General features: G+C 38.4%; 24 protein-coding genes and 1 pseudogene. 23 read left to right on the top strand and 2 right to left on the bottom strand.

Going from position 1 to position 26349, the window contains the following annotated elements; translation table 11 throughout:
• Positions 1 to 153: 153 nt before the first annotated feature.
• The 9 genes from iadA (at position 154) to ACOI1D_RS04370 (ending at position 8158) form a co-directional block, all read left to right on the top strand.
• A complete protein-coding gene (gene iadA, locus ACOI1D_RS04410) occupies positions 154 to 1302 on the top strand; it encodes a beta-aspartyl-peptidase (protein WP_422499544.1) in 1149 nt (382 codons plus the stop codon).
• Between the two features lie 586 nt (positions 1303 to 1888).
• On the top strand, positions 1889 to 2809 hold the full coding sequence (gene cysK, locus ACOI1D_RS04405; RefSeq protein ID WP_422499543.1) for a cysteine synthase A: 921 nt from the start codon (positions 1889 to 1891) through the stop codon (positions 2807 to 2809).
• A gap of 235 nt (positions 2810 to 3044) precedes the next feature.
• Positions 3045 to 3842 carry an ABC transporter ATP-binding protein gene (locus tag ACOI1D_RS04400; RefSeq protein WP_422499541.1) on the top strand — a complete coding sequence of 266 codons (798 nt, stop codon included), beginning with the start codon at positions 3045 to 3047 and terminating at the stop codon, positions 3840 to 3842.
• Positions 3820 to 4581: an ABC transporter permease gene (locus tag ACOI1D_RS04395; RefSeq protein ID WP_422499540.1), complete on the top strand. Its 762-nt coding sequence runs from the start codon at positions 3820 to 3822 to the stop codon at positions 4579 to 4581. Before ACOI1D_RS04400 ends, ACOI1D_RS04395 begins: the two co-directional genes overlap by 23 nt.
• A gap of 20 nt (positions 4582 to 4601) precedes the next feature.
• Positions 4602 to 5600 carry an ABC transporter substrate-binding protein gene (locus ACOI1D_RS04390; protein WP_422499538.1) on the top strand — a complete coding sequence of 333 codons (999 nt, stop codon included), beginning with the start codon at positions 4602 to 4604 and terminating at the stop codon, positions 5598 to 5600.
• 88 nt (positions 5601 to 5688) lie between these two features.
• Positions 5689 to 5838, top strand: a complete 150-nt coding sequence (locus ACOI1D_RS04385) for a hypothetical protein (RefSeq protein ID WP_422499537.1) — start codon at positions 5689 to 5691, stop codon at positions 5836 to 5838.
• A 66-nt stretch (positions 5839 to 5904) separates the two neighbouring features.
• Positions 5905 to 6369: a hypothetical protein gene (locus ACOI1D_RS04380; RefSeq protein ID WP_422499535.1), complete on the top strand. Its 465-nt coding sequence runs from the start codon at positions 5905 to 5907 to the stop codon at positions 6367 to 6369.
• A gap of 22 nt (positions 6370 to 6391) precedes the next feature.
• Entirely contained in the window at positions 6392 to 6838 is a 447-nt protein-coding gene (locus ACOI1D_RS04375) for a hypothetical protein (RefSeq protein WP_422499534.1), read from the top strand.
• Positions 6839 to 7159: 321 nt separating this feature from the next.
• Entirely contained in the window at positions 7160 to 8158 is a 999-nt protein-coding gene (locus ACOI1D_RS04370; RefSeq protein WP_422499532.1) for a Gfo/Idh/MocA family protein, read from the top strand.
• Between the two features lie 65 nt (positions 8159 to 8223).
• On the opposite strand, the pseudogene ACOI1D_RS04365 reads toward ACOI1D_RS04370, so the two are convergent.
• Positions 8224 to 8708 (bottom strand): annotated as a pseudogene (locus ACOI1D_RS04365) (ROK family protein); the annotation flags it as partial.
• A 296-nt stretch (positions 8709 to 9004) separates the two neighbouring features.
• Between ACOI1D_RS04365 and manA the strand changes: the two are divergent.
• The 5 genes from manA to ACOI1D_RS04340 all read left to right on the top strand — a co-directional run bounded on the left by manA (position 9005) and on the right by ACOI1D_RS04340 (position 14803).
• Positions 9005 to 9961, top strand: coding sequence for a mannose-6-phosphate isomerase, class I (gene manA, locus ACOI1D_RS04360; protein WP_422499530.1), 957 nt, complete (start codon positions 9005 to 9007; stop codon positions 9959 to 9961).
• 103 nt (positions 9962 to 10064) lie between these two features.
• Positions 10065 to 11243: a galactokinase gene (locus ACOI1D_RS04355; protein WP_422499528.1), complete on the top strand. Its 1179-nt coding sequence runs from the start codon at positions 10065 to 10067 to the stop codon at positions 11241 to 11243.
• Positions 11244 to 11247: 4 nt separating this feature from the next.
• Entirely contained in the window at positions 11248 to 12249 is a 1002-nt protein-coding gene (galE, locus tag ACOI1D_RS04350) for a UDP-glucose 4-epimerase GalE (protein ID WP_422499527.1), read from the top strand.
• A 3-nt stretch (positions 12250 to 12252) separates the two neighbouring features.
• Positions 12253 to 13752, top strand: coding sequence for a UDP-glucose--hexose-1-phosphate uridylyltransferase (gene galT / locus ACOI1D_RS04345; protein WP_422499526.1), 1500 nt, complete (start codon positions 12253 to 12255; stop codon positions 13750 to 13752).
• 31 nt (positions 13753 to 13783) lie between these two features.
• A complete protein-coding gene (locus ACOI1D_RS04340; RefSeq protein WP_422499525.1) occupies positions 13784 to 14803 on the top strand; it encodes an aldose epimerase family protein in 1020 nt (339 codons plus the stop codon).
• Positions 14804 to 15086: 283 nt separating this feature from the next.
• Here the strand turns inward: ACOI1D_RS04340 and ACOI1D_RS04335 are convergent, their stop codons facing one another.
• Positions 15087 to 16289 (bottom strand): ROK family transcriptional regulator, encoded by a 1203-nt coding sequence (locus tag ACOI1D_RS04335; protein ID WP_422499524.1) that lies wholly within the window; start codon positions 16287 to 16289, stop codon positions 15087 to 15089.
• Positions 16290 to 16522: 233 nt separating this feature from the next.
• On the opposite strand from ACOI1D_RS04335, the gene ACOI1D_RS04330 reads away from it, so the two are divergent.
• The 9 genes from ACOI1D_RS04330 to ACOI1D_RS04290 all read left to right on the top strand — a co-directional run bounded on the left by ACOI1D_RS04330 (position 16523) and on the right by ACOI1D_RS04290 (position 26322).
• The gene (locus ACOI1D_RS04330; RefSeq protein ID WP_422499523.1) at positions 16523 to 17440 is read left to right on the top strand and encodes a sugar-binding protein; all 918 of its coding nucleotides are present in this window, start codon (positions 16523 to 16525) and stop codon (positions 17438 to 17440) included.
• Positions 17437 to 18894, top strand: a complete 1458-nt coding sequence (locus ACOI1D_RS04325) for a histidine kinase (RefSeq protein ID WP_422499522.1) — start codon at positions 17437 to 17439, stop codon at positions 18892 to 18894. Before ACOI1D_RS04330 ends, ACOI1D_RS04325 begins: the two co-directional genes overlap by 4 nt.
• Positions 18875 to 20305, top strand: coding sequence for a response regulator (locus ACOI1D_RS04320; RefSeq protein WP_422499521.1), 1431 nt, complete (start codon positions 18875 to 18877; stop codon positions 20303 to 20305). The genes ACOI1D_RS04325 and ACOI1D_RS04320 overlap by 20 nt, the downstream gene beginning before the upstream one ends.
• A gap of 101 nt (positions 20306 to 20406) precedes the next feature.
• Positions 20407 to 21690: an ABC transporter substrate-binding protein gene (locus ACOI1D_RS04315; RefSeq protein ID WP_422499520.1), complete on the top strand. Its 1284-nt coding sequence runs from the start codon at positions 20407 to 20409 to the stop codon at positions 21688 to 21690.
• 79 nt (positions 21691 to 21769) lie between these two features.
• The gene (locus ACOI1D_RS04310) at positions 21770 to 22708 is read left to right on the top strand and encodes a carbohydrate ABC transporter permease (protein ID WP_422499518.1); all 939 of its coding nucleotides are present in this window, start codon (positions 21770 to 21772) and stop codon (positions 22706 to 22708) included.
• The gene (locus tag ACOI1D_RS04305; protein ID WP_422499516.1) at positions 22708 to 23529 is read left to right on the top strand and encodes a carbohydrate ABC transporter permease; all 822 of its coding nucleotides are present in this window, start codon (positions 22708 to 22710) and stop codon (positions 23527 to 23529) included. The genes ACOI1D_RS04310 and ACOI1D_RS04305 overlap by 1 nt, the downstream gene beginning before the upstream one ends.
• Positions 23530 to 23606: 77 nt before the next feature.
• Positions 23607 to 24590: an aldo/keto reductase gene (locus ACOI1D_RS04300; protein ID WP_422499514.1), complete on the top strand. Its 984-nt coding sequence runs from the start codon at positions 23607 to 23609 to the stop codon at positions 24588 to 24590.
• Between the two features lie 80 nt (positions 24591 to 24670).
• Positions 24671 to 25600 (top strand): ROK family protein, encoded by a 930-nt coding sequence (locus ACOI1D_RS04295; protein WP_422499512.1) that lies wholly within the window; start codon positions 24671 to 24673, stop codon positions 25598 to 25600.
• A 149-nt stretch (positions 25601 to 25749) separates the two neighbouring features.
• Positions 25750 to 26322: a glycerol-3-phosphate responsive antiterminator gene (locus ACOI1D_RS04290; RefSeq protein WP_422499511.1), complete on the top strand. Its 573-nt coding sequence runs from the start codon at positions 25750 to 25752 to the stop codon at positions 26320 to 26322.
• Positions 26323 to 26349: the final 27 nt, after the last annotated feature.

Genomic DNA, 26349 nt, shown 5'->3' with positions numbered 1-26349 from the left:
CGCACCACCTCTATCTTATACTTATGCGGACTACCGACTAACAATACTTTCTTATTTAGAGGAAATTGTAAGTATGCTAAAATTAATACAGTGAGAAAGTTACCATGGGAATTGTTAGTATTATAAAAAATAATAGAGGGTGCGTGCATTGCATTGAATACACTTATAAAGAATGGCGAAATTTATAATCCTGAATACATAGGCACCTTTGATTTATTAATTATTGGGGAAAAGATTATCAAAATTGGTGAAATCGATGAAAACAGCTTATTATCGCTTGGACTTACTATTGAAGTTGTGGATGCAACAGGTAAAATTGTAACCCCAGGATTTATTGACCCACATGTGCATTTGATCGGAGGTGGGGGTGAAGGAGGTTTTGCTACCAGAACTCCTGAATTACAGTTAAGCGATATCGTACGATCAGGAGTTACAACAGTAGTGGGCTGTTTAGGAACTGATGGAACAACTCGTCATATGACGTCATTACTGGCTAAGGCAAGAGGACTGGAGGAAGAAGGTGTTACTACCTATATTTATACAGGTAACTACCATGTCCCAACCCCAACCATCACTTCTTCGGTAAAAGATGATGTGATTCTTATTGATAAAGTAATTGGTGCTGGTGAAATTGCAATTTCAGATTCAAGGTCTGCGCAACCGTCCATTTATGAAATCGCAAAGCTTGTTGCGGAAGCGAGAGTTGGAGGATTATTAAGTAAGAAAGCTGGAGTTACCCATTTTCACGTGGGACCGGGAAAAGATCGGTTGTCAATTTTACATAAACTAGTAGAAGATTATGAAATACCACCTTCTAAAATCTATGCAACGCATATCAATAGAAGCAAGGAGCTAATGGATGATGCAATAGCTCTGTCTAAAAAAGGTGCGTTTGTTGACATAACTGCTGCTGATGATACGCCGGAATGGATCGTTTATTTTAAGGAAAATGGTGGGGATATGGAGCAACTGACTGTTTCTTCTGATGGTAATGGCAGTCTTCCTAAATTTGATGAAGCAGGTAATCTAATTGGCCTGGGAGTCGCCAGTCAACAAACTTTGTTAAAGCAGATCATTTCTACTGTAAAAGATTATAAATTACCACTTGAAGACGTATTGAAGCTGGTTACTTCCAACGCAGCCACAGCTTTACGTTTTGAGTCTAAAGGCATTTTGACTGAGGATTCAGATGCAGATCTATTAATTTTTGAAAAAGATACATTTGAGCTGGATCATGTTTTTGCAAAAGGTTGTCAAATGGTGAAAAATAGAAATGTAATTGTTAAGGGTACGTTTGAATGATTATAGATTTCTTAATTTCGCTCCACCAAAGGGAATTCATGTGTAGTCATAATGTTGACCGATAATGGGTATGATTGGTTTAAACGAGATTAGTTTGTAAAAAAGCTATTTTATAAGAAATTGTAGTTTGACATAAAATCTATAAAAAGCGACGTTGTGAAAACTTTTTCGACTCCGTTCCGGCAGAATACTTCGCTTTCCGCGGGCACGGCCTCAGCCTCCTCAGAAGCAAAGATCGCTTCTTCCGGGGTCTTCGGACGCGTGCTGTTCCCGCAGGAGTCTTCGTATTCTGCCTTCACTAAGATAGAAAACTAAGCATGAAGCCTGTTTTTTTTACGAGAATTCTTGAACAGAAGGTTACCTAAGCTGCGGGAAAATGCGAGACTCCAATGGGAAAGGAACAGTCTGAAGCGTTCCCCATGGAAAGCGAGTGTTTTTCCGCAGCGGCGGGTCAGCACCAATTTTGTAAAGGATGGTAGAAAATAAACATAGCAGTTACTTCGCAGCATTCTATCAACTGAGAGGATGTAATCGCAACAAAATTAGTAATGGACATTAAATGTATTAAGATAGGAAGGTGTTTTAGATGAAAGTCGTAAATAATGTATCAGAGTTGATGGGAGATACCCCGGTTATCAAGCTTAACAAGCTTGTCCCAGAGGATGCAGCGGATGTTTTTGTTAAACTGGAAATGTTTAACCCAAGTGGAAGTGTGAAAGACCGCGCAGCAACGAATATGATTCGAGTAGCCGAAGAAAAGGGGATGCTTAAGCCGGGTGGAATGATTATTGAACCGACTAGTGGTAACACTGGGATCGGACTTGCCATGGTCGCAGCCGCTAAAGGTTACCAGGCAATTTTAATCATGCCCGATAATAGTACAACGGAAAGAAGAAATATTTTAAAAGCCTATGGAGCTGAAGTTGTACTTGTTCCAAGCGAAGAAAAAATGCCTGGAGCGATTAAAAAGGCATTGGAATTGCAACAGGAAAATCCGGGTAGTTTTATTCCCCAACAATTTGAAAATCAAGCAAATTCTGATGTGCACCGCGTTACTACAGCCTTAGAAATATATGAACAAATGGAAGGTAAGTTGGACGCATTTGTCTGTACTGCCGGAACGGGTGGTACCATTACAGGTACAGGTGAAGTTTTGAAGGAGAAGTTTCCAGAACTTACGATCACAGTTGCAGAACCAAAAGGATCGCCCGTCTTGTCAGGCGGAAAACCGGGCAGTCACAAACTCGTTGGAACTAGTCCAGGTTTCATCCCGGATATTTTAAATACAACTATTTATGATGAAATTATGCAAATTGAAGATGATATTGCTGTTGACATGTTTAGAAAGTTGCCAATCCAGGAAGGTCTTTTTGTAGGATTGTCTGGAGCTGCATCCATTTATACAGCAATTGAAGTTGCTAAAAAACTCGGTAAAGGAAAACGTGTGTTATGTATTGCACCCGATAGTGGAGAGCGGTATTTAAGTATGGATTTGATTGACGAGTGATTCTATTCGTGTATAACTTGCGCTAGTTTGCTTAACACGTATGTATATTCAAACACCTATTTTGTAAAGTAGGTGTTTTTTTACTGTATAACAACGAGTCTTGCCATTTATTAAGATAAAGTAAGAATCTGGGAATATTTAGTGGTTAAAAGTAATTGACACTAATAGTAGGAGATGCGTATACTGGTATAACCAAGTATGTTTATAGGAATTATAATGATAAGGAGGTAGTTCAATGTTTCTTCACTTGAACCATGTTGGGAAAACTTTTACCGATCAGGATCAGCAATCATCCTTTAACGTTTTCTCTGATATTGACTTATCGGTATCTGAAAATCAATTCGTATCTATCCTTGGACCTTCTGGCTGTGGGAAATCTACCTTACTGTCAATGGTAGCAGGGCTCGAAAGTGCTACTACAGGCTCCATCCTGCTGCAGGATAAAGAAATTAAGCAGGCTGGACGTGAACGTGGTATGGTATTCCAGCAACCTTCCTTGTTCCCATGGCTGAATGTTCACGACAATGTCATGTTTCCTTTAAAAGGGATCTTAAGCAAAAAAGAAGCAAGTGAACGTGCAGATCACTTTTTAAAAATGGTCCACTTAAGCAGGTTTAAAAATAACTTCACATATGAGCTATCGGGTGGGATGCAACAACGTGTTGCTATTGCTCGTGCTCTCGCAATGGATCCTAAAGTTTTACTAATGGATGAACCATTCGGAGCGTTAGATGAACAAACACGGCATATTCTGCAGGATGAGTTAATAAAGATTTGGCAGGAAACACAGAAAACAATACTTTTTGTTACACACAGCATTCAGGAAGCTATTAAACTATCGGACCGGGTCATTGTGATGGGTACTCGTCCCGGCCGTGTAATATCTGACTTTAGCGTAGATATACCTAGACCAAGAGAACGCGATGATCAGGCTGTAATTGAGCTTGAAAAGAGGGTCATGAATCTACTTGAAGGTGAAATAAAAAAAGTCTTAGAGGAAGAGTTATCAAATGAAATTCAATATAGTCGTTAAACGTGTCTTATTTTTACTCGTACTCATTGGATTATGGCAGTTGATTTTTTCAATAGGCGTGTTCCCGAAAATTATACTCCCGTCTCCGATTCTAGTCTTTACAGCATTATATGATGGGTTTGCTGGTGGGGATTTTATCAAGGCACTGGGAGCAAGCTTTAGACATTTGCTCATTGGCTTGACACTGGCTATTCTGCTTGGAACGACTTTAGGTGTGATTCTTGGGAAATCCAAGCAAGCAGATGAAACAGCTGGTATGTACTTAATTGCCTTGCAAAGTATCCCAAGCATTGTCTGGGTTCCCTTAGCTATTATGCTTTTTGGGTTTACTGAATTTGCAGTAATATTCGTGGTAGTTTTAGGTGGTACATTTGTCATGGCCTTAAATGTCAGATCGGCAATTCATAATGTTTCACCTCATTTCATACGCGCAGCCAGAACAATGGGAACGAAAGGGTTTGGGTTATTTTACCGCGTTGAAGTTCCGGCAAGTATTCCGTACTTCATGTCAGGAGTTAGGCTTTCCTGGGCTTTCAGTTGGCGCGCACTAATGGCTGGTGAATTACTTAGTAACGGGCCTGGCCTCGGCTACTCACTGAGATTCGCACAGGACTATGCTCGTATGGATCAGGTTATTGCAATTATTATCATTATCGGAGTGATTGGTGCAGTCGTCGATCAACTCGTTTTTTCTAAATTAGAGAAAAACATTATGAAACGTTGGGGTCTAGTTAAATAATAGAGAGGAAGAAAAAATCTATGAAAAAATTTATGTTATTCATAGCACTTGTTACACTTAGTTTTGTGTTAGCTGCATGTGGAAATAGTGAGGAAGCAACAGGTAGTGAGGAGTCAAAAGAAATTACGATTGGATATTTCCCAAATATTAACCATGTAGCCGGGATGGTAGCCGAAGAAAAGAAGTTATATGAAGAAACGTTACCAGATGGAACAACAGTAAACTTTCAATATTTCCCTGATGGTTCAGCTTTTATGACCGCTATTGAAACCGGCGATATTGAAGGTGGACTTGTTGGACCGGGACCAGCCATGAACCATTTTACTAGTGGAGCAAAAATTAATGTTGTAGCTGCAGGTTCAACAGGTGGAACGGTAATTATGGCAAGAAAAGGTGCTAATATTGAAACACCAGAAGACTTAAAAGGAAAAACTTTCATTTCACCGCGCGTAGGCTGTACACATGATGTGCAATTCGAAACGATGATGAAAGAAGAGTATGGCATTACATCTTCACGGATTGGTGGAACAATGAAGCATGTTACAGGAAAGCCAGCTACTTATCAAAGCATGTTTACTACTGGTAATGTAGACGCCGCAACAGTTCCTGAACCATGGGCATCCGTGATTGAAGCAGAAGGAAGCGGAAAAGTACTAGTGGACACAGAAGACGTGGCCTATGGTAAAACATTGCCAGCAGCTGTTTTCGTAACATCACAGGATTTGGTTAAAAACCACCCTGACATGGTCCAAAGTATTGTTGATGCACACAAAAAAGCAACTAAGTTCATTCAAGATAATCCGGCAGAAGCAAAAACAATTGCCATTAAAAAAATTAAAGACATTACAGATCAACAGCTTTCCGAGTCAGTTATTGATAATGCCTGGGAACGGATTGACTTTACGTATGAAGTAAACGGCGAAGTTCTACAGGATTTTGCGAATTCTTCTTATGATCTTGAGTTTTTGAAGAAAAAGCCAGATTTAGAGGGATTAGTTAATACTAGTTTTATTGAATAGAAAAAAGGCAGCCGCTATGGTTGCCTTTTTTAGTTAAGTTATCCCCGCTACAACAATACACTATCCTTACTTCTATTATCGAAATTCAATGCAATTAAGTGGTAATAATTTATATGAAATATTTATTAAAAAGATGCCACCAAACCCACCCTTATCATCTATTATAAAAGTAGAAGTAGCTATGAAAAGAAAAAGAGAAACGGGTCCGAACGAGGTTGAAAGAAGATTGATTTTATAGCAACTACTATTTATCATACCTAATGAATAAAATGTTAGTAATGCTTGTAAAGGGGGACTGACATTCATGAACAAAAGAGGTCGGGGCATCGGATTGATTTTTTTATTGATAGTGACCACAGGTATTGTGATTATGTTGTACTTCCTCATGAAAGAGCCTCCCCCAGAAGATCAGGCAAAGGAAGCGGTGAATACTTTTTATACATATGAACAGGACGGTGCATTTTCTGAATCGTGGGCAATGTTTCATCCGTTGATGCAAGAGAAGTTTACTAAAGGAGGCTATATACAGGATCGTGCACATGTTTTCATGAATCACTTTGGTGTGGTCACTTTCACTTATACACTTGGGGAAGCAGTTAAAGTATTGAACTGGGAAATAGAAGATGGAGCGGATCCAATCCCAACCGTTTATGGTGTAACCGTAACACAAGATTATAAAAGTAAATACGGTAATTTTAGTATTGTTCAGGATGTTTATGCTACAGTTGTTGACGATAAATGGAAGATAATTTGGAATTATAAGAAGTGAATATTCTTTGGAGGACGAATCTATGAAAAAGAGACTTGATGAACTTAGAAATTCGCTTAAGGACAAAGGTGTAACACTAGCTATAACGTCAGATTTATTCTTGTTGGCTCTACAAAAAACAATGAACAAAAATAATGAAATAGGTGATTTAACTGTGTCCTTTGACGATGGTTATTTAACTATTGTTGGAAATAAAAAAGTGCTTTTCCGTCTTGTGAAGTTTTACGCTCGCTTACGACCTGTCGATGCAAATGGGAGAGTTCTAACCCTGAAATTAGAAGAGGCTAAACCGGTGAAATGGAATTGGCTCAGCAAAGTTATTTTAAATAGACCACCATTTATGAAATTCAGCAAAGAAGTCATCAAAATTGACCTGAACTCAATTGATAAAATAAGAGCCGTACCAATCGGGAACATAATTAAATTTGAGATAAAAGATAAGATACTCTGGGTTAAGGTAGGACTATGATCAAGGCGCTTTCGCTTTTCTGTGTCTAGCTGCAGCGCCTAGAAGCTGCCGTCATAAGCAATGGTTACTTCAAACGCATAACCCGGCGTTTTTGAACCCTTGCTTATGCGTCTGCTTCTGTACAGTCGCTTTCGCTTTTCTTGTCCAGCTGCAGCGCCTAGGGGTTCGCGACATAAGCAGTGAACACTTCGAGTGCAAAGAGCGGCACTCTACGGTCCTCTGCTTATGCGTGTCACCCCTGACCAAGTCGCTTTCGCTTTTCTACTATTCTACTATTCGTGTATAATCGGATTCAAGGGAAAGTAATTAGGAGGAGATTTCATGAAGAAAGTTCAATGGGGAATTTTAAGTACTGCTAATATTGCGCAAAAGGCGCTTATTCCTGCGTTTTTGAGAGCTGATAACGCTGAAGTGGTGGGTATAGCGAGTGGAAGTGATTTGAAGAAGGCTGAAGCCATAGCACAACAATTTGGCATTGACCGTACATATGATAGTTATGACCGATTATTAAATGATCCAGATATTGACGCGGTTTATATTCCTTTACCAAATCATTTGCATAAGAAGTGGGTAATGGAGGCTGCAAAAAAAGGGAAGCACATTTTATGTGAAAAACCTGCAGCAATTCATGCAGGTGATGTTGTGGAAATGAGAGAAGTTTGTGAAGCGCACGGGGTTCTTTTCATGGAAGCGTTTATGTACTATTTTCATCCTCAGCATGACAGGGTGAAGCAAATTGTTGATTCGGGTGAGATTGGGGAAGTGGCATTTATGCGAGCAGCATTTTCTTTTCTCCTAACTAATAAAGATAATATACGTATGGACAACCAAAAAGGTGGCGGCAGTATTTATGATATAGGCTGCTATGGCATTCACTCGATTAGAAATATTCTTCGTTCTGAACCAGAAACTGTGTTTGTACACGGGGTGAAGGATCCAAAACTTGGAGTTGAAACTGATGCTGTTGGATATTTAACTTTCAAGGACGGCGTTCGTGCGACGTTTGATTCAAGTTTTAGTATGGCGCATCGGAGTGAGTATGAGGTAATTGGAACGGAAGGACGTATTACTGTACCTAGAGCCTACCGGCCAGACAACAATGGTGGTGATGGGTTAGTAATTATTGAAAAATCAGGAGTACAAAGGACGGAAACGGTTAATGGTGATCAATACCGTAACCAGGTAGAGCATCTCTCACAAGCGATTTTGGATGGGAAAACACAGCTTGACCATGATTTTGAAAACACGATAAACAATATGCGTGTAATTGATGCTTGTTATGAATCTATCGACAAGGGTCAGCCAATTAATTTAACATAATATAAAATGAAAAAAGCGTAGTTTGTAAGGAGATAGCAAACTACGCTTTTTCTATTCAACCAGAATTATTTTTGGGTTTCTAATGCCTTCTTTTCTAAATCAACACGAAGGAACTTTTCTGCCGTTATAGCTGCTACTCCTAAGGCGGTAGAGTGTGTGTTTAGTTCCGAAAAGTGAATGTCCATGTCACTATGCTGATACCAAAGGGTATGAGTTTTCATTCTTTGTTCGAGCGTTTTTTTTAGGTATTTTCCAGAAGTCGACATTCGATTTCCGATAATTATTTGATCAGGGTTAAAGATATTTATAATATTGTTAACACCAATTCCTAAATAATCCCCAATCTTTTCAAATAGATGGATTACATCTAAATCATTCTTTTCTGCATGGTTATTAATGTCTTCAAGCGTTATTGCACTTGAGTTTGCCGATGTTATGCCTATTTTTTTTGCCTCGTTTAACAAAGCTTGCTCCGAGCATACAGCTCCCAGCACCCTTCATTACCGCACCTGCATTTAAGTCCGTTTGCTTGAATGGTCATATGTCCAAGTGGTTAAAAAGAGAGGCAAGCTGATTAGCTTGTCTCTCTTTTAATTGTGTGCAATTGTGAACTTCAGCAGCTTATCTGTGAACTTCGGCCAATCCGCATAAACTGCCCTTGTCGAGAGGGTTTCCGACAGCTTGAAGGGAGAAAAAATCTCCCCTTTATTTTCAGACCAGCTATAATAACTTTCTCAATCGGATTCATCCAAAATCAGAAAATAGAATTGTATTTATAATTTATTAAGTTGTCAAATAGATGTATAATAAAATTGAACAAAAACCTATTAAATTGGGGGGATCAAAGTGTACAATAAACCAATCTTTTTACAGCCCGTTTTTAAGGAAAGAATATGGGGTGGTCAAAAATTACTAACGGAATACAAGTACGACATCCCACATTCGAAAATTGGTGAGGCTTGGGTGATTTCAGCTCATTCTAACGGACCAAGTGTAATACTAAATGGTCCGCTAGAAGGAAAAACATTAGCCGATGCCTGGAATGAACACGGGGAATTATTTAACAGGAAAGAATCTGATAGTGAAGATTATCCATTGCTGGTCAAGATACTTGACGCCAACGCCGATTTATCAGTCCAGGTCCATCCGGATGATATATTTGCTACTGAAATAGAAGGACAACCATATGGAAAAACCGAGTGCTGGTATGTCCTAAATGCAGATCCTAATTCGGAAATAATTCTGGGCCATCATGCCAAAACCAGGCAAGAATTAGGAAATATGATTGATCAAAATGAATGGAGTAAATTACTGAAGCGTGTGAAAGTAAATGCTGGTGATTTTATCCATGTTCCAAGTGGTACAATTCATGCTATTGGAAAAGGAATTGTTATATTGGAGACACAACAAAGCTCTGATATTACTTACCGTGTGTACGACTATGACCGAGTTGATGCAGATGGTAAAACGAGAGCATTACATCTGGAACGGGCAAAAGAAGTGACTTTGGTGCCACATCAGGTCTATAAAGCGGATGGTCATGTGAAGATAATAGATGGCTTAATGGAAAAGACGTTGGTTAGGGAGAAATATTTCACCGTCTATCTTTGGGAATTAGATGGTAAAGTGATGAAAAAACTAACGCAGGACTTTTTGCAGGTTAGTGTAATAGAAGGCAAGGGAGTGATTGCGATTGACAATGAGAAGTTTTCCATCGAAAAAGGGAATCACTTTGTATTGCCCTCCACTGTTAAAACGTGTCAATTGTCTGGAAAAGCTACACTGATTGTTTCACATAAATAGGTCTGGGAACGTATTGTATTCCATTGATAAAAAGAGTAAACTACATATAGATAATTAATTAAATTAATTAAGTTTTTTTCAACACGTATGTAGGAGGGTTTTTATGGATATAAGCAGGTTAAAAAAGAAGTTTGCCGTTATCTTTAATAGACAAGTTGATCCGAGAGTATTCTTTGCACCTGGACGCATAAATTTAATTGGGGAGCATACCGATTATAATGGTGGAAATGTATTTCCTGCTGCAATCTCCTTTGGAACATACGCCGTGGCAGCGAAGAGGAAAGACGACGCGCTTCGATTCTATTCAATGAATTTTCCAGAGCTGGGTGTAATGGAATGTAAGCTTTCTGATCTTGATTACCAGGAGAGTCAAGCATGGGCGAATTATCCAAAAGGAATGATCCGATTTTTGAAAAATGAAGGCCATTCGATTACAACTGGTGCTGACATTCTTTATTTTGGTGACATCCCCAATGGTGCCGGCTTATCGTCGTCAGCGTCGATTGAAATGGTAACTGGTGTAGTCATGGAAAATCTTTACCTGCTTGAAATTGATCGTATACGGATGATTCAGCTGGGTCAATTGGTTGAAAATAAGTACATAGGTGTGCAAAGTGGAATTATGGATCAATTTGCGATAGGCAAAGGCAAGAAGGATCATGCTATTTTATTAGATTGCAAGACACTGGCATTTGAGTATGCACCACTTCAACTTGAGGATTATGTCATTGTAATCATTCATACAAATAAAAGGCGAGAGCTTGCTGGTTCTGCGTATAATGAGCGAAGGCTAGCGTGTGAACGCGCACTGAGTGATTTGCAAAGAAGTTTAAATATAACAACGCTAGGTGAATTAACGACCGATCAATTTGAACAACATCGCTATTTGATAGATAATGAGGTTGATAGAAAACGAGCAAATCATGCTGTTTATGAAAATGCTCGAACAATAAAAGCGCTTGAGGTTTTAAAAGAATGTGATTTACAATCGTTTGGTCAGTTAATGAATGAATCCCATCAATCACTAAAGAATGACTATCAGGTAACGGGGGTAGAGCTTGATACAATAGTCGAAGCAGCATGGCAGCAACCGGGGGTCCTTGGGGCTAGAATGACTGGAGCTGGATTTGGTGGGTGTGCGATTGCACTTGTGCTAAAGGGAAAAGTAGACGATTTTAAGGAAAATGTTAACCGGATTTACAATGATCAAATAGGTTATGATGCTACTTTTTATTTACCAACAATTAGTGATGGTGCGAGAGAAATAGTACTGAAGGAGTGATTTGATGCGTGTATTAGTTTTAGGTGGAGCAGGATATATTGGTTCACATGCAGTTTGTCAATTAATGGAACAAGGCCAGGATGTGGTGGTCGTTGATAATCTCGAAACTGGACATCGGAAGGCAGTTCATCAGGACGTAACATTCTATCAGGGAGATATTCGGGAAGTAGATTTTTTGCGAGAAGTATTTGAAAAAGAAACAATCGATTCTGTCATTCATTTTGCTGCCAATTCGCTTGTTGGTGAATCAATGGAAAATCCACTAAAGTATTTTGGTAACAATGTGTATGGCACACAGATTTTGCTACAGGTTATGAATGAATATGACGTTAAGCAAATTGTATTTTCCTCAACAGCAGCGACGTATGGTGAACCTAACGTTATACCTATTACTGAAAGCGAGCCAACAAATCCAACTAACGCCTATGGTGAAACAAAATTAACTATGGAAAAAATAATGAAATGGTGTGACCAGGCATATGGAATCAAGTTTGTTTCTTTGCGTTACTTTAATGTGGCAGGAGCCATAGAATCTGGAAGAATCGGGGAGGATCACACCCCTGAGTCGCATCTAGTACCATTAGTTTTACAAACTGCGTTAGGGCAAAGGGAAAGCATAACGATTTTTGGTGACGATTATGATACGAAGGACGGAACATGTATTAGAGATTATGTACATGTAGAAGACCTAATCGATGCCCATTTGCTGGCTCTCACTTATTTAAAGGAAGGCGGGGAGAGCGACATTTTTAATCTGGGCAGCAGCCAGGGCTTTTCTGTTAGAGAGATTATTAATTCTGCCCGAGTGGTAACGGGAGAAGAAATACCAGTTACAATTGGCCCTAGACGAAAAGGCGATCCAAGTGTGTTAATAGCATCATCTGAAAAAGCCAAACGAATTCTAAAGTGGCGTCCATCGCGCTTGTGCATTAATAAAATAATAACAGATGCCTGGGTTTGGCATAATACACATCCTAATGGGTATCGACCTCATGAGGTGTTATAGCAAATGGATATCTATTCGATCGTATCACAGCTAATTGCCAAGGGATTAGAGAAAAAATTAATTGAACAAGGTGACGTTATTTATGTTCGCAACCAAGTGATTGGTCTTTTGCAACTGAATGATTTTAAAGATGCAGAGCCAGTCAAGACCGAGTTGTCTATTCCCGATTTGCTGGAATTGATAGTTGATTTTGCGGTTAGCAAAGATGTTATTGATGATGTATTGGATGAAAAAGATATACTTTCAGCTAAAATTATGAATTGTTTTTTGTCAAAGCCTTCACTTATAAATGAACAGTTTAATCTGTTGTACCAGAAGTCTCCCAAAAGCGCTACGGATTATTTTTACGAGTTGAGTAAAAATAGTAACTATATCCAAATGAAGCGACTAAGCAATAATATTCATTTTAAATCAGAAACAGAATACGGTGTCCTGGACATTACCATTAACCTGTCAAAACCTGAAAAGGACCCCCAACAATTGAAACGGGAACGAGAAATAAAGCAGCCAATTAGTTACCCCACCTGCTTGTTATGTAGAGAAAATGAAGGGTACGTAGGGCGGACAGGGCACCCGTCCAGGTCCAATCACAGGATAATCGGTGTACCTTTGCAGGGAGAAAACTGGTATCTGCAGTATTCGCCATATATGTATTACAATGAACATAGTATTTTGTTTGCCAAAGAGCACCGTGACATGAAACTGGACAGAGGGACGTTTGATCGATTAACAGCATTTGTGGCGAAATTCCCCCACTATTTTATGGGATCGAACGCCGATTTACCTATCGTCGGTGGTTCCATACTAAGTCACGACCATTACCAGGGCGGTCGGTATGGTTTTGCCATGGTTCATGCGCGTGAGGCATTTGCATTTTCATTAAATGACTTTAAACAAGTAAGGGCATCTGTTATTAGGTGGCCGATGTCTGTTATTCGTCTAAAGGGAGAAAATAGAACGGAAGTCGTTGATGCAGCAACTCATATTTTAAAGCATTGGCAAACATATAGTGATGAATCTGTGGAGATCAAGGCTTTTTCAAATGAAACACCACACAACACGATCACACCGATTGCAAGGTTTATTGATGAAAAAATGGAAATCGATCTTGTTCTTCGTAATAACCGAACCACAAAGCAGCATCCATTTGGGATTTTTCATCCACATCAAGATGTGCACCACATAAAGAAAGAAAACATTGGCTTAATCGAAGTCATGGGGCTCGCTGTTTTACCCGCCAGGTTAATGGGAGAATTAAAAGAAATAAAATCATTTATACTAGGTGAAACAACAACAGTAACAGATTATCACATGGAATGGGCACAGTATTTAAAAATAAAATACAGATCAACAGCTACATATAAAAATATAGATAGTATTTTGCACGATGAGGTTGGTAAAAAATTCACGCGTGTATTAGAAGATGCTGGAGTATTTAAACAAACCCCAGATGGACAAAAGGCTTTTAGAAAGTTTATCAATACGTTGAATGAAAAGGAGTGACATCTTGGAAATTAGGCAGCGGGAAATTTCGGTGAAAAAAGTATCATGGGAGGAGTTTACATTAGTAAACGACAATGGAATGGAAGTAAGTTGTTTGAATTATGGTGGCGTAATTACCAAAATTCTAACTCCCGATCAATCCGGTAATGTTGAAAATGTTGTTTTAGGCTATCGTGACTATGCGGACTACATTAGTAACCCTAATTTTTTTGGAGCGTTAATCGGAAGAGTTGCTGGTAGGGTGGAGGACGCCTCATTTACACTCGACGAGCATGTATATCAGCTTCAAGCAAATGATGGAAAGAATCAATTACATAGTGGAGATAAAGGTTTTCATCAAGTGGTTTGGGATGTTGAAACTTTTAAACAGGAGGGTAAGGCAGGGCTAATTCTCTCTCATTTTATTGCAGATGAAGAAGACGGCTATCCCGGAAATTTAGAAATGAAAGTTATTTATACCTTGGACAACAGCAATAACTTTTCAATTACATACCAAGGTGAGGCTGACAAAAAAACAGCTTTGACTGCAACGAATCATACATATTTCAATTTAAGTGGAAACCTCCGGGACACTATATTGGACCATCATGTTACGCTGGACAGCTGTGAATTTCTAGAATTGGATGAGGCGTTAATTCCGACCGGAAAAAAGCTTCGTGTTGCTGATAGTGTATTTGATTTTCGTAAAGGCCGACTGTTAAAAGATGGAAGTGTATCAGATTGTGAGCAAAATAAAATAGCCAGCAATGGTTATGACCATTATTTTATTTTTGATAAAAAGAGTGATGCTGAAGTTGTTGTAAAAGATTTCACCAGTGGTCGAAAAATGTCCATCAAAACTGACCAGCCTGGCGTGGTAGTTTATTCAGGAAATGGGCTTGATGATCAGCATGAACTGGCAGAAGGGAAATCTGGTAAACATTTAGGCGTATGTTTTGAAACACAGGCCTCTCCAGCTTCTCTCCATGGTGACGGGTTTCCTACATGTATTCTGAATAAAGGTGAAGTATATTACTATACAACAACTTTTCAATTTGGATTGATCGATTAGTGAACTGTGGGGTGAGTAGGGGTTAAATTGTTGATCAACCGGTGGGAGGGGCAGGGGTGGATGAAAATCGCGCACCGATTAGAATTTTCGAGCGCCCACGGCCGAGAACCGAGCACCAAATACGAAAATTGAGCACTGAACAACAATTATCGAGCACCAAACTTATGGTGCTCGATTTTCCATGTTCAGTGCTCGGAAAAACAATCTGGTGCTCGATTTTGTCTAGTTGATGCGCGATAATTGCGGTACTACAGTCAAACCCTTCATAATCCGCCCACCAGCCTTAAAGCTGTGATGACTCAAACATTTCGACAAGCAAGAGAGCGATTGCACCTAACACAGTAGCGTCGTCCCCTAATCTCGAAATGGAGATTTCTGTTTGCTTGGCCCTTTCGGTTAATGCCCTTGTTTGGATTGCTTTTTTAATAGAAGGTAACAGGTATTTTTCTGCTTTTGAGACACCGCCTCCAATCACAATCTTCTCAGGATTGACAATGTGAATTAAATTCGTTAAGCCAACTCCAATTGATACGCCAGCTTCTTGCAGGATAGTTACACATTTTTTATCTCCTGCCAATGCAGCCTGATAAACGAGTTCGCCATTTGTTTTTGCAGGATTGCCGTTAATTAACCCAAATAGGATACTAGAGTTCTGTATGGATGCCATGGCTCTTGAAGCTATCGCGGGGCCGGATGCGACTGTTTGCAGACAACCGTTATTTCCACACTCACACTTTTTTCCATGAATATCAATCGTCATATGACCAACTTCTCCAGCAAGATCAAATGCACCATGATACAGTTTACTGTCTATAATAAAGCCTGCACCGACACCCTGGCCAATGTTCAAAGCTAATAAGCTTTTTGCATTCTTACTATCTCCAAACCATGCTTCACCAAGTGCCATTGCTCGTGCATCATTTTCTACTTTCACTGTCAGGTTAAACTCATTTTCAAGTTCCTGTTTAATAGGGATGTTATGCAGATCTAAATTCGGTGCAATAATTGCAACACCTGTTTCAATCTCGATTACGCCATGCATAGCAACTCCTATACCAATGATCTTACCTGTTTGCTTGCTGTGCATGTTAATCAGATTTTCTGCACTACGCTTTAACAGCTGAATAAACTGGGTAGCTGTAATAGTAGAATCAATTTCATATGATGCTCTATCGGCAATTTCCCCCGAGAGATCTGCTAATACCACTGTAATATTCTTTGGACCTGCATCAATTCCGATTATGTAAAAATTGTTATGGTTGATTACCAGCATGGTAGGCTTTCTTCCACCCTGTGAAGTCCCAAGCCTACTTTCCAGCACTATCCCTTCAACGAGCAATTCTTTTACAATAGTACTGACAGTCGGGGGAGTTAGGTTGGTGTCTTTTGCAATTTGTGCTCTTGAAATCGGTTGGCTTAGCCTGATTTTGTTTAATATAATTGATTTATTTAGTGATTTCATCCATTGAAAGCTTCCGTGCTGCATGTAGTGTTCTCCTAACTTTCACGTTATACTAGTTGTAGTATAACACATTATAAATTAACTTTAATAACGGATATTGTATTCATACTACGTTAAGGTATACTGTATAGAAACCAATTAATAATAGGTATGTTGGGGTTTTTTTATTCGACAAAAACCGGGGAGTGACAGGCACCGCGATGAAAATATTAGGGTTTACGATATGTGCTGTTTTTTTTCTGATTAGTACTGTGGGGATGTTTATTTATGGTTATAAGACGTTTTATATTGCACCTGAACAGGTTACTTCTAAAGATTATGCGTATCATTTCGCTTTGATTGCTGAGGAAAGTGATAACGATTATTGGCGATTAATCGAACAGGGTGCGAAGCGGACAGCACAGGAAAACGATGTTTACCTGGAATATGTTGCGCCTAAGAAAGCCGACAATAGTAAAATGCTTAAACTATTAGACAGAATGATTTCTGCTAAGGTTGATGGAATTATTACACAGGGGATTGAAGGACAACGGTTTATTGATTTAGTACATAAAGGAATTGAGCGAGGTATTCCAATCATTACGATTGATACAGATGTTGAAAGAAGTGAACGGAAGGTCTACGTCGGTACGGACAATTTTTATGCTGGACAGTTAGCAGGTAAAAGCATTATTACGAACACAGTTGGGGATCAATACGTTGGGATTATAACGGGACGGTTCGACGCTATTAACCAGCAGGAGCGTATTGCGGGATTTAAACATGCTGTCGAATCTTTTGAGAGAATTCATATTGTTGATAGCAGGGAATCAAATATCACCGAGATAGGTGCAACTCAAGCTGCATATAGTTTATTAAAACAATATCCAAAAATGAATGCGTTAATTGGTACAAGTGCTTTGGATGGAATTGGTATTGTGAACGCTGTAAGAGAAATCACTCCGAATGAAGATATATTTATTACTGCATTTGATGTACTACCAGAAACCCTGGACCTTGTTGAGGAAGGCTTTATTGATGCAACAATCGCACAATATCCAAAAGAAATGGGTGCGAAGGCAGTTGAGGTGATGGTAGAACTCCAGACTAAGAATGTCTTAGAAAATAAGAAGTATACAGATACCAAAATTATACAAATGAAAGATATGGCTACAGACCCTGGTGGTGTGAAATGATGAAAACGATACGCGGAAAATTAATCGTATATTTCTTTGTATTTTTCTTTCTTTTTTACATTACGGCAATATCTATTTTTGTAAGCTCCAATCAGCTGACAACTACTTATCATGAAAGTTTCCAACGATTTTTGCTGTTGAACTCTATTTCCCAGCAATCAGAAGAATTGTATTCACTAACAAGAGCATTTGTAACAGAATCCAACGAGAAAAATGCCGATGCCTATTATACAACCAGAAAATCATTAATTGCAGATTGGAAAAGGCTTGGATCTGCTTTTTACACAATTGACAAAATAGAACTCCAGAACTATATGAATTTGATTGATACCTTCATCCATGAAACAGAATTAACGGTAGGCTTTGTTATGAGGAACGACTTTGAAAACTATACCTATCATTTAGAAGAAACCAGAAATGCCTCAAGCTACATACAGGAATCAACTCTCGAGCTAATCAATTTAGAATTGACAGCTTATCAATCCTTTTACAAAGACATGCAGCTACGGAATCATTCGTTTTTCTTATTCATTATATTTCTGTTTGTTACCAGTGTCATTCTGGCAATCTTTTTTGCATTCTGGTTTTCAAACGGCATTACCCGTCCACTAAAAAAATTATCCCTTGCTGCGAGAGAAGTCTCCAGGGGTGAATTAGCGGGTGAACCAGTTGAAATAAAGTCCAAGGATGAATTAAAGCTGCTTGCAGATACATTTAACAATATGCGGTCAAATATTCATGGACTTGTAGAAGAAATAAAGGATAAATCTGAGTTAGACCGATTGGTAAAAGAAATGGAATTAAAGCATTTACAAAATCAAATCAATCCACATTTTTTATTTAATACATTAAACACATTGTCAAAAATGGCTTACCTCGAGGAAGCAAGGTCAACTTCAAATTTGATTGACTCTGTTGCGACATTACTAAGACATAGTTTAGGAGACATAGGTGGTAAAGTAGCGTTACGTGATGAAGTGGAAGTAGTAAAGGATTATTTCCTAATCCAAAAAACGCGCTTTTCGGAACGAATTGTATTCAAACTTGATATAGATGAATCTTGTTTGGACGTGCTAATACCAAGGTTGACATTACAGCCACTTGTTGAAAATGCATTCATTCATGGGATAGAGGAGAAAGAAGACGGCGGTGTTATCAGCCTAAAAATCTATCAATCTGATGAAACAGTAATGGTCGAGGTCACGGACGATGGTGCTGGAATGGAAGAAAATCAAATCAGACAGTTGCTTGCCTTATCAGACCGTTCAAATGAACATGTAGGGCACTCAACAGGGATTGGCTTAACAAATGTAATTCGGCGCTTACAGCTTTTTTATCAGCAAGATCATGTGGTTGAGATAGAGTCAGAAGTTAATCGAGGAACAACAGTTAGATTGGTATTGCCAATGAATGATTTGGAAAGGGTTGATCAGATTGCGTATTCTGATTGTTGAGGACGAATTGTTAGAAAGAAAGGCAATGAGAAAATTCATTGAGACTAATTTTTCAGAGATGACAATAGTTGGTGAAGCTGAGAACGGGAGAAAAGCGATAAAACTTGCAACCGAGTTATCACCTGACGTAATTTTTATGGACATTAAAATGCCTGGGATCAGTGGTCTTGAAGCTATTGAAAAGATTAATGCAGATTTACCATCGATAAAATTCATCCTAGTTTCTGCATATGATTCTTTTGAATATGCCAAACAAGCAATGCAATTTGGTATAAAGGAATATATATTAAAACCTGGAAAAAAAGAAGAAATTGTAAGGGCGCTACTCAGAGTGAAAAAAGAAATTGAAGCGGAAACGGCTCAGTCCAAGGAAAAGATTCAATCAGACCAATTGGTAAAAGAAAGGTTTATTACCAAAATAATTCAAAACCCAACCCACAATAGTGTTGAAGAAACACAGCGTCAATTATATCCTGATTTGAAAAGTGGTTGCTTTTTAGTCTGCACGTTTTCAGGTTCTTTTGATTTTAATGCCTTTGAACAAACGCTTGAAAAAAATCTGGACTATTCCTATATAACTTTACACGCAGAGAATGAATTATCAGTTTGTGTTTTGGCACAGAACGTTGTGGAGAAGGCAGAACTATTAATAATTACTAGAAAAATAGTACTTGATACCAAAGGGATTGTATATATTGGGATAGGATTTCCGTACACACGAATTGACCAACTTGGAAAGTCTTATCAAGAGGCATATTCTGCGTGTTTTCAACTAGCTAAAGAGCAAAATAGTAATTATGGTTTTTTGAAACAAAGCAATCAACGAAATGCAGCTGCTGAAACGATTGCAATTGTCCTAACAGAACTGGGAAAGGGGAACAACGTATTAGCGGCTGCTTATTTTAAAGAAAATGCTAGTCTATTTACAGCAATGGAAAAAGAAAACCTTTATATAGAAATAAAAAATCTAGTAACGAAAAAGGGAATTGCAATACCTGAAAACTCTATTGCTTCACTCAAATCCATACGGGATTGGGAGACGTTTATTAATATTTGCTGTATAAGAATTAATGAGTATTATCAGTCCAGACAATATATAGAGCAGGCAAAACGTTATATTGAAAATAATTACAACACGACAATTACGTTAGAAGAGACGGCAACACATGTAAACCTAAGTGCCAATTATTTTTCAAACTTGTTCAAACAGGAAATTGGTGAGACGTTTATTGATTATGTAACTAAAATTCGTCTGAGCAGAGCCAAGGAATTGATGGAAGAACACAGCTATTCTTTAAAAGAGATCAGTTATATGGTCGGCTATAAGGATCCGAACTACTTTAGTAGAGTATTCAAAAAGCATTTTAATGATTCCCCTAAACGTTTTCAACAGGAAATCTTTAAAAAGTGAAGGAAATAGTAAAAATGTACAGAAAATTATTTACGTTCTGGGTGGAAGAACTTTTATAATAAATAGTGAAAGCGTTACCAAAAACAAAGGGGGATATACAAGTGAAGAAATTATTAGGTTTTTTAGTGTTACTTTCTTTAGTATTTGTGATAGCTGCCTGTAATGATTCGGAAACATCAGGAGGAGATTCTGATGGGGGCGGAGAAGAGGCAAGCGGTAAAGTAGAAATCTTCAGCTGGTGGACAGGTGCTGGGGAAGAAGATGGGTTATTAGCACTAATTGATTTGTTTAAAGAAAAAAATCCTGACATTGAAATTGAAAATGCAGCTGTAGCTGGTGGAGCAGGAACGAATGCTAAAGCAGTTCTGGCAACAAGAATGCAGGGCGATGATCCGCCATCGACGTTCCAAGTACATGGTGGTGCCGAGCTAAATGAAGGCTGGGTAGCGGCAGACAAAATGGAACCGCTTGATGATCTTTATAAGGAAAATGAATGGATGGATAAATTTCCTGAAGAACTAATTGATCTGGTAAGTTCAGATGGGCACATTTGGTCTGTTCCAGTAAACATTCACCGTGGAAATGTTATGTTTTATAATATGAAAGTATTTGAAGAAAATGGCATAGAAATACCAACAACATTTGATGAATTTTTTGAAGTAGCAGATAAATTGAAGGCTGCTGGAATTACACCATTAGCACTAGGTGATAAAGAATCATGGACTGCAACGCAAATATTTGAAAATGTACTTCTTGGTGTTCTGGGACCTGATGATTATAAGAAACTTTTTGCAGGAGAAATTTCACTTGACGATGCGCAGGTAGTTGAAGCTGCTGAGAAGTTCAAAAAGTTCCTAGGATACGTAAACGAGGACCATGCATCCCGTAACTGGCAGGACTCGGCTCAATTAGTGGCAAATGGTGAGGCTGCAATGATTAATATGGGAGATTGGGCTAAGGGATATTTTGTAAATGATTTAAATATGGAAACGAATAAGGACTTTGGTTACTTTGCTTTTCCTGATACAGAAGGAGAATTTGTAGTAATCACTGATACATTTGGATTACCAAAAGGAATTGAAAATCCTGAAGAAGTTAAAAAGTTTCTAACTGTTTTAGGATCAGTTGAAGGTCAGGATGCATTTAATCCTCTGAAAGGATCAATCCCGGCTCGTGTGGATGCAGATCTTTCCAAATACGACCAGTATGGTAAAGATACAATTGAAGATTTCAAAAATGCACGTTTAGTTCCAAGTCTTGCACACGGTTCTGCTGCAGCTGCAGGTTTCCTAACAAAGGTTAACCAGGCTGTAAACATTTTTGTGACACAAGGTGATGTGGATAACTTCATTGAAGCTCTAAAAAATGCTTCATCGGAAATGTAAAAGATCGATTTTTCGAGGTTGCCTCATTACAAGTAGAGGCAACCTTTTTTTACACCTCAGAGGTTAAGGAGGGTTTGAAATGGCAAACAATATCAATGTAAAACGCAATAAAAAATTTTCTAAGGATCAATGGACTGCCTTCGCTTTTTTAATCCCGTCTTTTTTATTAATCCTTCTTTTTGTCTATGGGTTTATAGGGTGGACAGCATATGTATCCGTAAGTAATTGGAATTCACTCGTTCCAGATTTTTCTTTTGCTGGACTTGAAAACTATAAATACTTGTTTAATGACTTTAGATTTCAAGCTGATTTAAGAAACACACTTTTCTTCACCATTTTATTTATCGGATCTGTTATTGCTATGGGAATGGGTCTTGCTATTTTAATAGATCAAAAGTTGAAAGGTGAATCTTTTTACAGAAATATCTTTTTGTTCCCTATGGCATTATCTTTTGTAGTAACTGGTGTTGTTTGGCAATGGTTATTACATCCCTCGACTGGATTCAACCAATTCTTAAGTGTGTTTGGTATCCAACCAAAATGGTATACGGACACATCCATCTTAGGTGGATTTGAATGGGGAAGCATTCAATTCGGATTACCAGTTGCTATGATAGCTGTGGTAATTGCAGCTGTATGGCAAATGACGGGATTCTCGTTGGCTATGTATTTAGCAGGATTACGAGGCATTCCAGATGAGTTAAGAGAAGCTGCACGTATGGATGGTGCTTCGGAGTTCCAAATCTATCGTAAGGTAGTTTTACCTATGCTTATGCCGATTACAATATCTGTCATTATAATTATGGCACATATATCATTGAAAATATTTGATTTGATCTATGCCATGACTGGGTCTGGGGCAAACTTTGTAACAGATGTTCCAGCGATGTATATGTTTGAAACTACATTCAGAGGTCACTATTATGCGAACGGGGCAGCTATTGCAATTATCATGTTACTTTTAGTAGCAATCTTTATTGTTCCATATTTATGGAATAGTAGAAAGGGTGATAATTAATGGCCTCAAAAAATATAGGAAAAATAATCAAATACTTAATTTTAACCATTGTGGCAATACTTTTTTTAATGCCTATTTATGTTATTATCGTAACAAGTATAAAACCTTTGGATGAGGTTTCACTTGAGCAAATGTGGGCACTGCCTACTTCCATCAACTTTGCTTCGTATAGTGAAGCATTCAAGAATTTGGCACCGAACTTTTTAAACAGTATTTACTTAGTTGTTCCAGCTACAATATTGTCTGCACTGCTTGGTGCTATGAATGGCTATGTCTTGTCAAAATGGCAATTCAAAGGTGCAAATACAATTTTTATGATTATTTTATTTGGTATGTTTATTCCTTATCAAAGTATTTTAATACCTTTAATCCAATTTTTAAGGACAATTGAACTGTATAATACGATACCAGGACTTATTCTGGTTCACGTGGTATATGGATTGCCGATTACAACCTTAATGTTCCGAAATTTCTACGCCAGTATTCCTGATTCGTTGTTAGAAGCGGCAAAAATGGATGGTGCAAACTTTTTAGGGATATTTAGACATATTATAATTCCACTGTCGATAACAGGCTTTGTGGTGGTAGGAATTTGGCAGTTTACAAATATTTGGAATGAGTTTTTATTTGCTGTTACCATTACCACTTCTGAAAATCAACCGATCATGGTTGCATTGCAGAATCTATCAGGTAGTCAGATTGTCCAATGGAACGTACAAATGGCTGGTGCATTGTTGGCTGCACTGCCAACTCTCCTGGTCTATATATTTCTCGGGAAATATTTTGTACGTGGACTGCTGGCTGGCTCTGTTAAAGGTTAAAAAAGTTGAGCAAAGTTTAGAAGGCCTGTTTACACACCTTCTAAACTTTGTTCGTAAATTAGGAAGGTGTGTTTTATTTGAATTATCGCGATTTAGGGAAAACAGGTATGAGAATTAGTGAATTAAGTTTTGGTACATGGGCAATTGGTGGTGCCTGGGGAAAATTAAATGACAAAGAAGCTTTAAAAGCATTGGACCATGCAATTGACGCAGGCGTGAATTTTTTCGATACAGCTGACGTTTATGGAGATGGTCATAGTGAGGAACTTTTAGCAGAAGCAACCAAAGGCAAGGAATCTTCCATACATATTGCTTCAAAATTTTGTCGTACCGGAGATATTCATGATCCTGAAAATTATTCGATGGAACGGGTTATGGAGTACTGTGAAAATAGCTTGAGAAGACTTAAGCGAGATCATATCGATTTGTATCAAATTCACTGCCCGCCAATGGAAGTATTACAGGATGGTAAAGTATTTGACGTACTGGAAACACTTAAAAAACAGGGGAAAATAAGGCATTATGGAGTCAGTGTTGAAACGGTTGACGAGGGGTTATTTTGCCTTGAAAATACCAATGTCAGCACACTTCAGGTTATATTTAATCTACTTAGACAAAAGCCACTGGAAGTGTTGTTTCCTAAAGCGATGGAAAGTGGAGTTGGAATTCTTGCACGTGTACCACTAGCAAGTGGCCTGCTCACAGGGAAATTTAATAGTGACACTAAGTTTGAGGAAGATGACCACCGAAATTTCAACCGTGATGGGGAAGCATTTAATGTTGGAGAAACTTTTTCTGGACTTGAATTTGAGAAGGGTGTAGATTTAAGCGATCAAGTGGGATGGATAGCTGAAGGTCGTGGGAATATGACTAGAGCTGCGCTAAAATGGATTCTTGAACACGAGGCGGTATCGAGTGTAATACCTGGATTTAGAACTGTCAGACAGGTTGAAGATAATCTAAAAGCGCTATCCGTACAAGACTATAATACTGAGGAGTTAGAGAGACTAAAAACGTTTTACTGGGATAAGGTTCATACGGAAATTCGTGGGGCATATTAGGTAGTAGATTATTTAGTGCGATATACCGAAATCAAAAGCCCCCAATGAATGTGTTTCACATGATGAGAGGGGGAGTTTGGTTGTATAGCATAGGAATAGATATTGGTGGAACGAAAATTGCTATAGCAATTGTAAATCAGGATGGTGGCGTGCTGGTTCAATCTGTCATTCCAACTAATCTATCGATTAAACCGGAAGAAATGATAGTAAATGTGACAACGGAGATTGCTAAGTTGGTTGAAAAATCTCAAGTCGGACTAGATCAAATAGTTGGAATAGGGATAGGTGCACCAGGGCCACTGGATAGTAAAAGCGGCTTAATTACGTGTCCACCTAACCTGCCCACTTGGATTGATATACCAATAGTGGAACTTATTAAACAGTCGTTTTCTTTGCCAGTTGCACTTGAAAATGACGCAAGTATGGCGGCTCTTGCCGAGAAATGGGTTGGTGCTGGAAAAACCAATGACAGCTTTGTTTATATGACTATTAGCACTGGAATTGGTGCAGGTATTATTCAGGACGGTAGATTGCTTAGAGGTGTTAAAGGAAATGCAGGTGACATTGGTCATACAGTTGTCGACCCTTCATTCGGTCTATGCACATGTGGTCAATATGGATGTCTTGAATCTATTGCCTCAGGAACGGCTATTGCCAAGCGGGGTTCAGAGATAGTGGGACGAACGCTTTCTACTCAAGGGGTTTTTGACCTTTATTTTGAGGGGCATAAAGAGATTGTTGCATTAATTGATCGTATTTTTCTTGTGCTGGGAGTAGCAAGTGTTTCTATTATAAATACGTTTGATACTGAAAAAATTGTCATTGGTGGAGGAGTAGCAAAGGTTGGGGAACCACTTTTTCTGGCAATTAAAAAGTACGTGAAGGAATATGCGCTAAACCCGACAGGACGCAGAACAGAAATAATTCCAGCACAGTTGGAACAAAATGCCGGCGTAATCGGTGCTGCGAAATTAGGTTTTGAAATTAATAAAAAGCTAAAATCCGAGTGATGACAGGAACCACTCGGATTTTAGCTTTTTTAATCCTCTCACAATAGTTAATATTATACGAGCTTTCAGTAGATTTGTGGAATAATCGTACATAAAATCTAAAGTGTTGGTATAGATATGAAAGACAGTCAAAAAGAGGAGGGGGCAATGTGGAATTATCAGGGGTATTACCAGCAATTAGGTGTATGAAAGACTTTGATAAAGTTCTTGATAGTGACATAGAAAATATTATTTTACTAGAAACAAGAATTTCCCAACTTGGGAATCTAGTGAGGTACTCAAAACAAAAAAATAAAAAGGTACTTGTACACGTTGATTTGATCCAAGGATTAAAGTCAGATGAATATGGTGTGGAGTATTTAATTAGAGAATTAAAAGTGGATGGCATTGTTTCAACCCGTGGAAATGTTATCACTCTAGCAAAAAAGAATAAAGTTTTAGCAATACAAAGGATATTTGCATTGGATAGTCTTGCAATAAAACATAACATAAAGATGGTTGATAGATTTAGGCCAGATTATATAGAGGTGTTACCTGGTATTATTCCATCTATTATATCTGAAATTCATGAATATACAGGTTTACCTATTATTGCCGGTGGTTTAATACGAACAGAGGAAGATGTGTACAATGCATTTAGAGGTGGTGCTAAGGCGGTAACCACCTCACAATCGACATTGTGGAATTTATCGATTTCCGGCGAAAGTTATATAATGTCATGAATTAATCTATTTATCTAAAAAATATAA

The sequence above is a fragment of the Virgibacillus sp. DJP39 genome (assembly GCF_049310925.1).
Taxonomy (GTDB): domain Bacteria; phylum Bacillota; class Bacilli; order Bacillales; family Amphibacillaceae; genus Virgibacillus_F.
Note: the sequence above shows the minus strand (reverse complement) of the source record. Positions and strands in the feature narration are given on the sequence as shown.

Bases quoted from the DNA above. Each gene is read 5' to 3' on its own strand.
- ACOI1D_RS04305 (WP_422499516.1), top strand. From the start codon at position 22,708: ATGGCCTCAAAAAATATAGGAAAAATAATCAAATACTTAATTTTAACC.
- ACOI1D_RS04375 (WP_422499534.1), top strand. From the start codon at position 6,392: ATGAAAAAGAGACTTGATGAACTTAGAAATTCGCTTAAGGACAAAGGT.
- ACOI1D_RS04325 (WP_422499522.1), top strand. From the start codon at position 17,437: ATGATGAAAACGATACGCGGAAAATTAATCGTATATTTCTTTGTATTT.
- cysK (WP_422499543.1), top strand. From the start codon at position 1,889: ATGAAAGTCGTAAATAATGTATCAGAGTTGATGGGAGATACCCCGGTT.
- ACOI1D_RS04395 (WP_422499540.1), top strand. From the start codon at position 3,820: ATGAAATTCAATATAGTCGTTAAACGTGTCTTATTTTTACTCGTACTC.
- ACOI1D_RS04335 (WP_422499524.1), bottom strand. From the start codon at position 16,289: ATGCAGCACGGAAGCTTTCAATGGATGAAATCACTAAATAAATCAATT.
- ACOI1D_RS04385 (WP_422499537.1), top strand. From the start codon at position 5,689: ATGCAATTAAGTGGTAATAATTTATATGAAATATTTATTAAAAAGATG.
- ACOI1D_RS04400 (WP_422499541.1), top strand. From the start codon at position 3,045: ATGTTTCTTCACTTGAACCATGTTGGGAAAACTTTTACCGATCAGGAT.
- ACOI1D_RS04390 (WP_422499538.1), top strand. From the start codon at position 4,602: ATGAAAAAATTTATGTTATTCATAGCACTTGTTACACTTAGTTTTGTG.
- galE (WP_422499527.1), top strand. From the start codon at position 11,248: ATGCGTGTATTAGTTTTAGGTGGAGCAGGATATATTGGTTCACATGCA.
- ACOI1D_RS04310 (WP_422499518.1), top strand. From the start codon at position 21,770: ATGGCAAACAATATCAATGTAAAACGCAATAAAAAATTTTCTAAGGAT.
- galT (WP_422499526.1), top strand. From the start codon at position 12,253: ATGGATATCTATTCGATCGTATCACAGCTAATTGCCAAGGGATTAGAG.
- ACOI1D_RS04355 (WP_422499528.1), top strand. From the start codon at position 10,065: ATGGATATAAGCAGGTTAAAAAAGAAGTTTGCCGTTATCTTTAATAGA.
- ACOI1D_RS04370 (WP_422499532.1), top strand. From the start codon at position 7,160: ATGAAGAAAGTTCAATGGGGAATTTTAAGTACTGCTAATATTGCGCAA.
- ACOI1D_RS04330 (WP_422499523.1), top strand. From the start codon at position 16,523: ATGTTTATTTATGGTTATAAGACGTTTTATATTGCACCTGAACAGGTT.
- ACOI1D_RS04380 (WP_422499535.1), top strand. From the start codon at position 5,905: ATGAACAAAAGAGGTCGGGGCATCGGATTGATTTTTTTATTGATAGTG.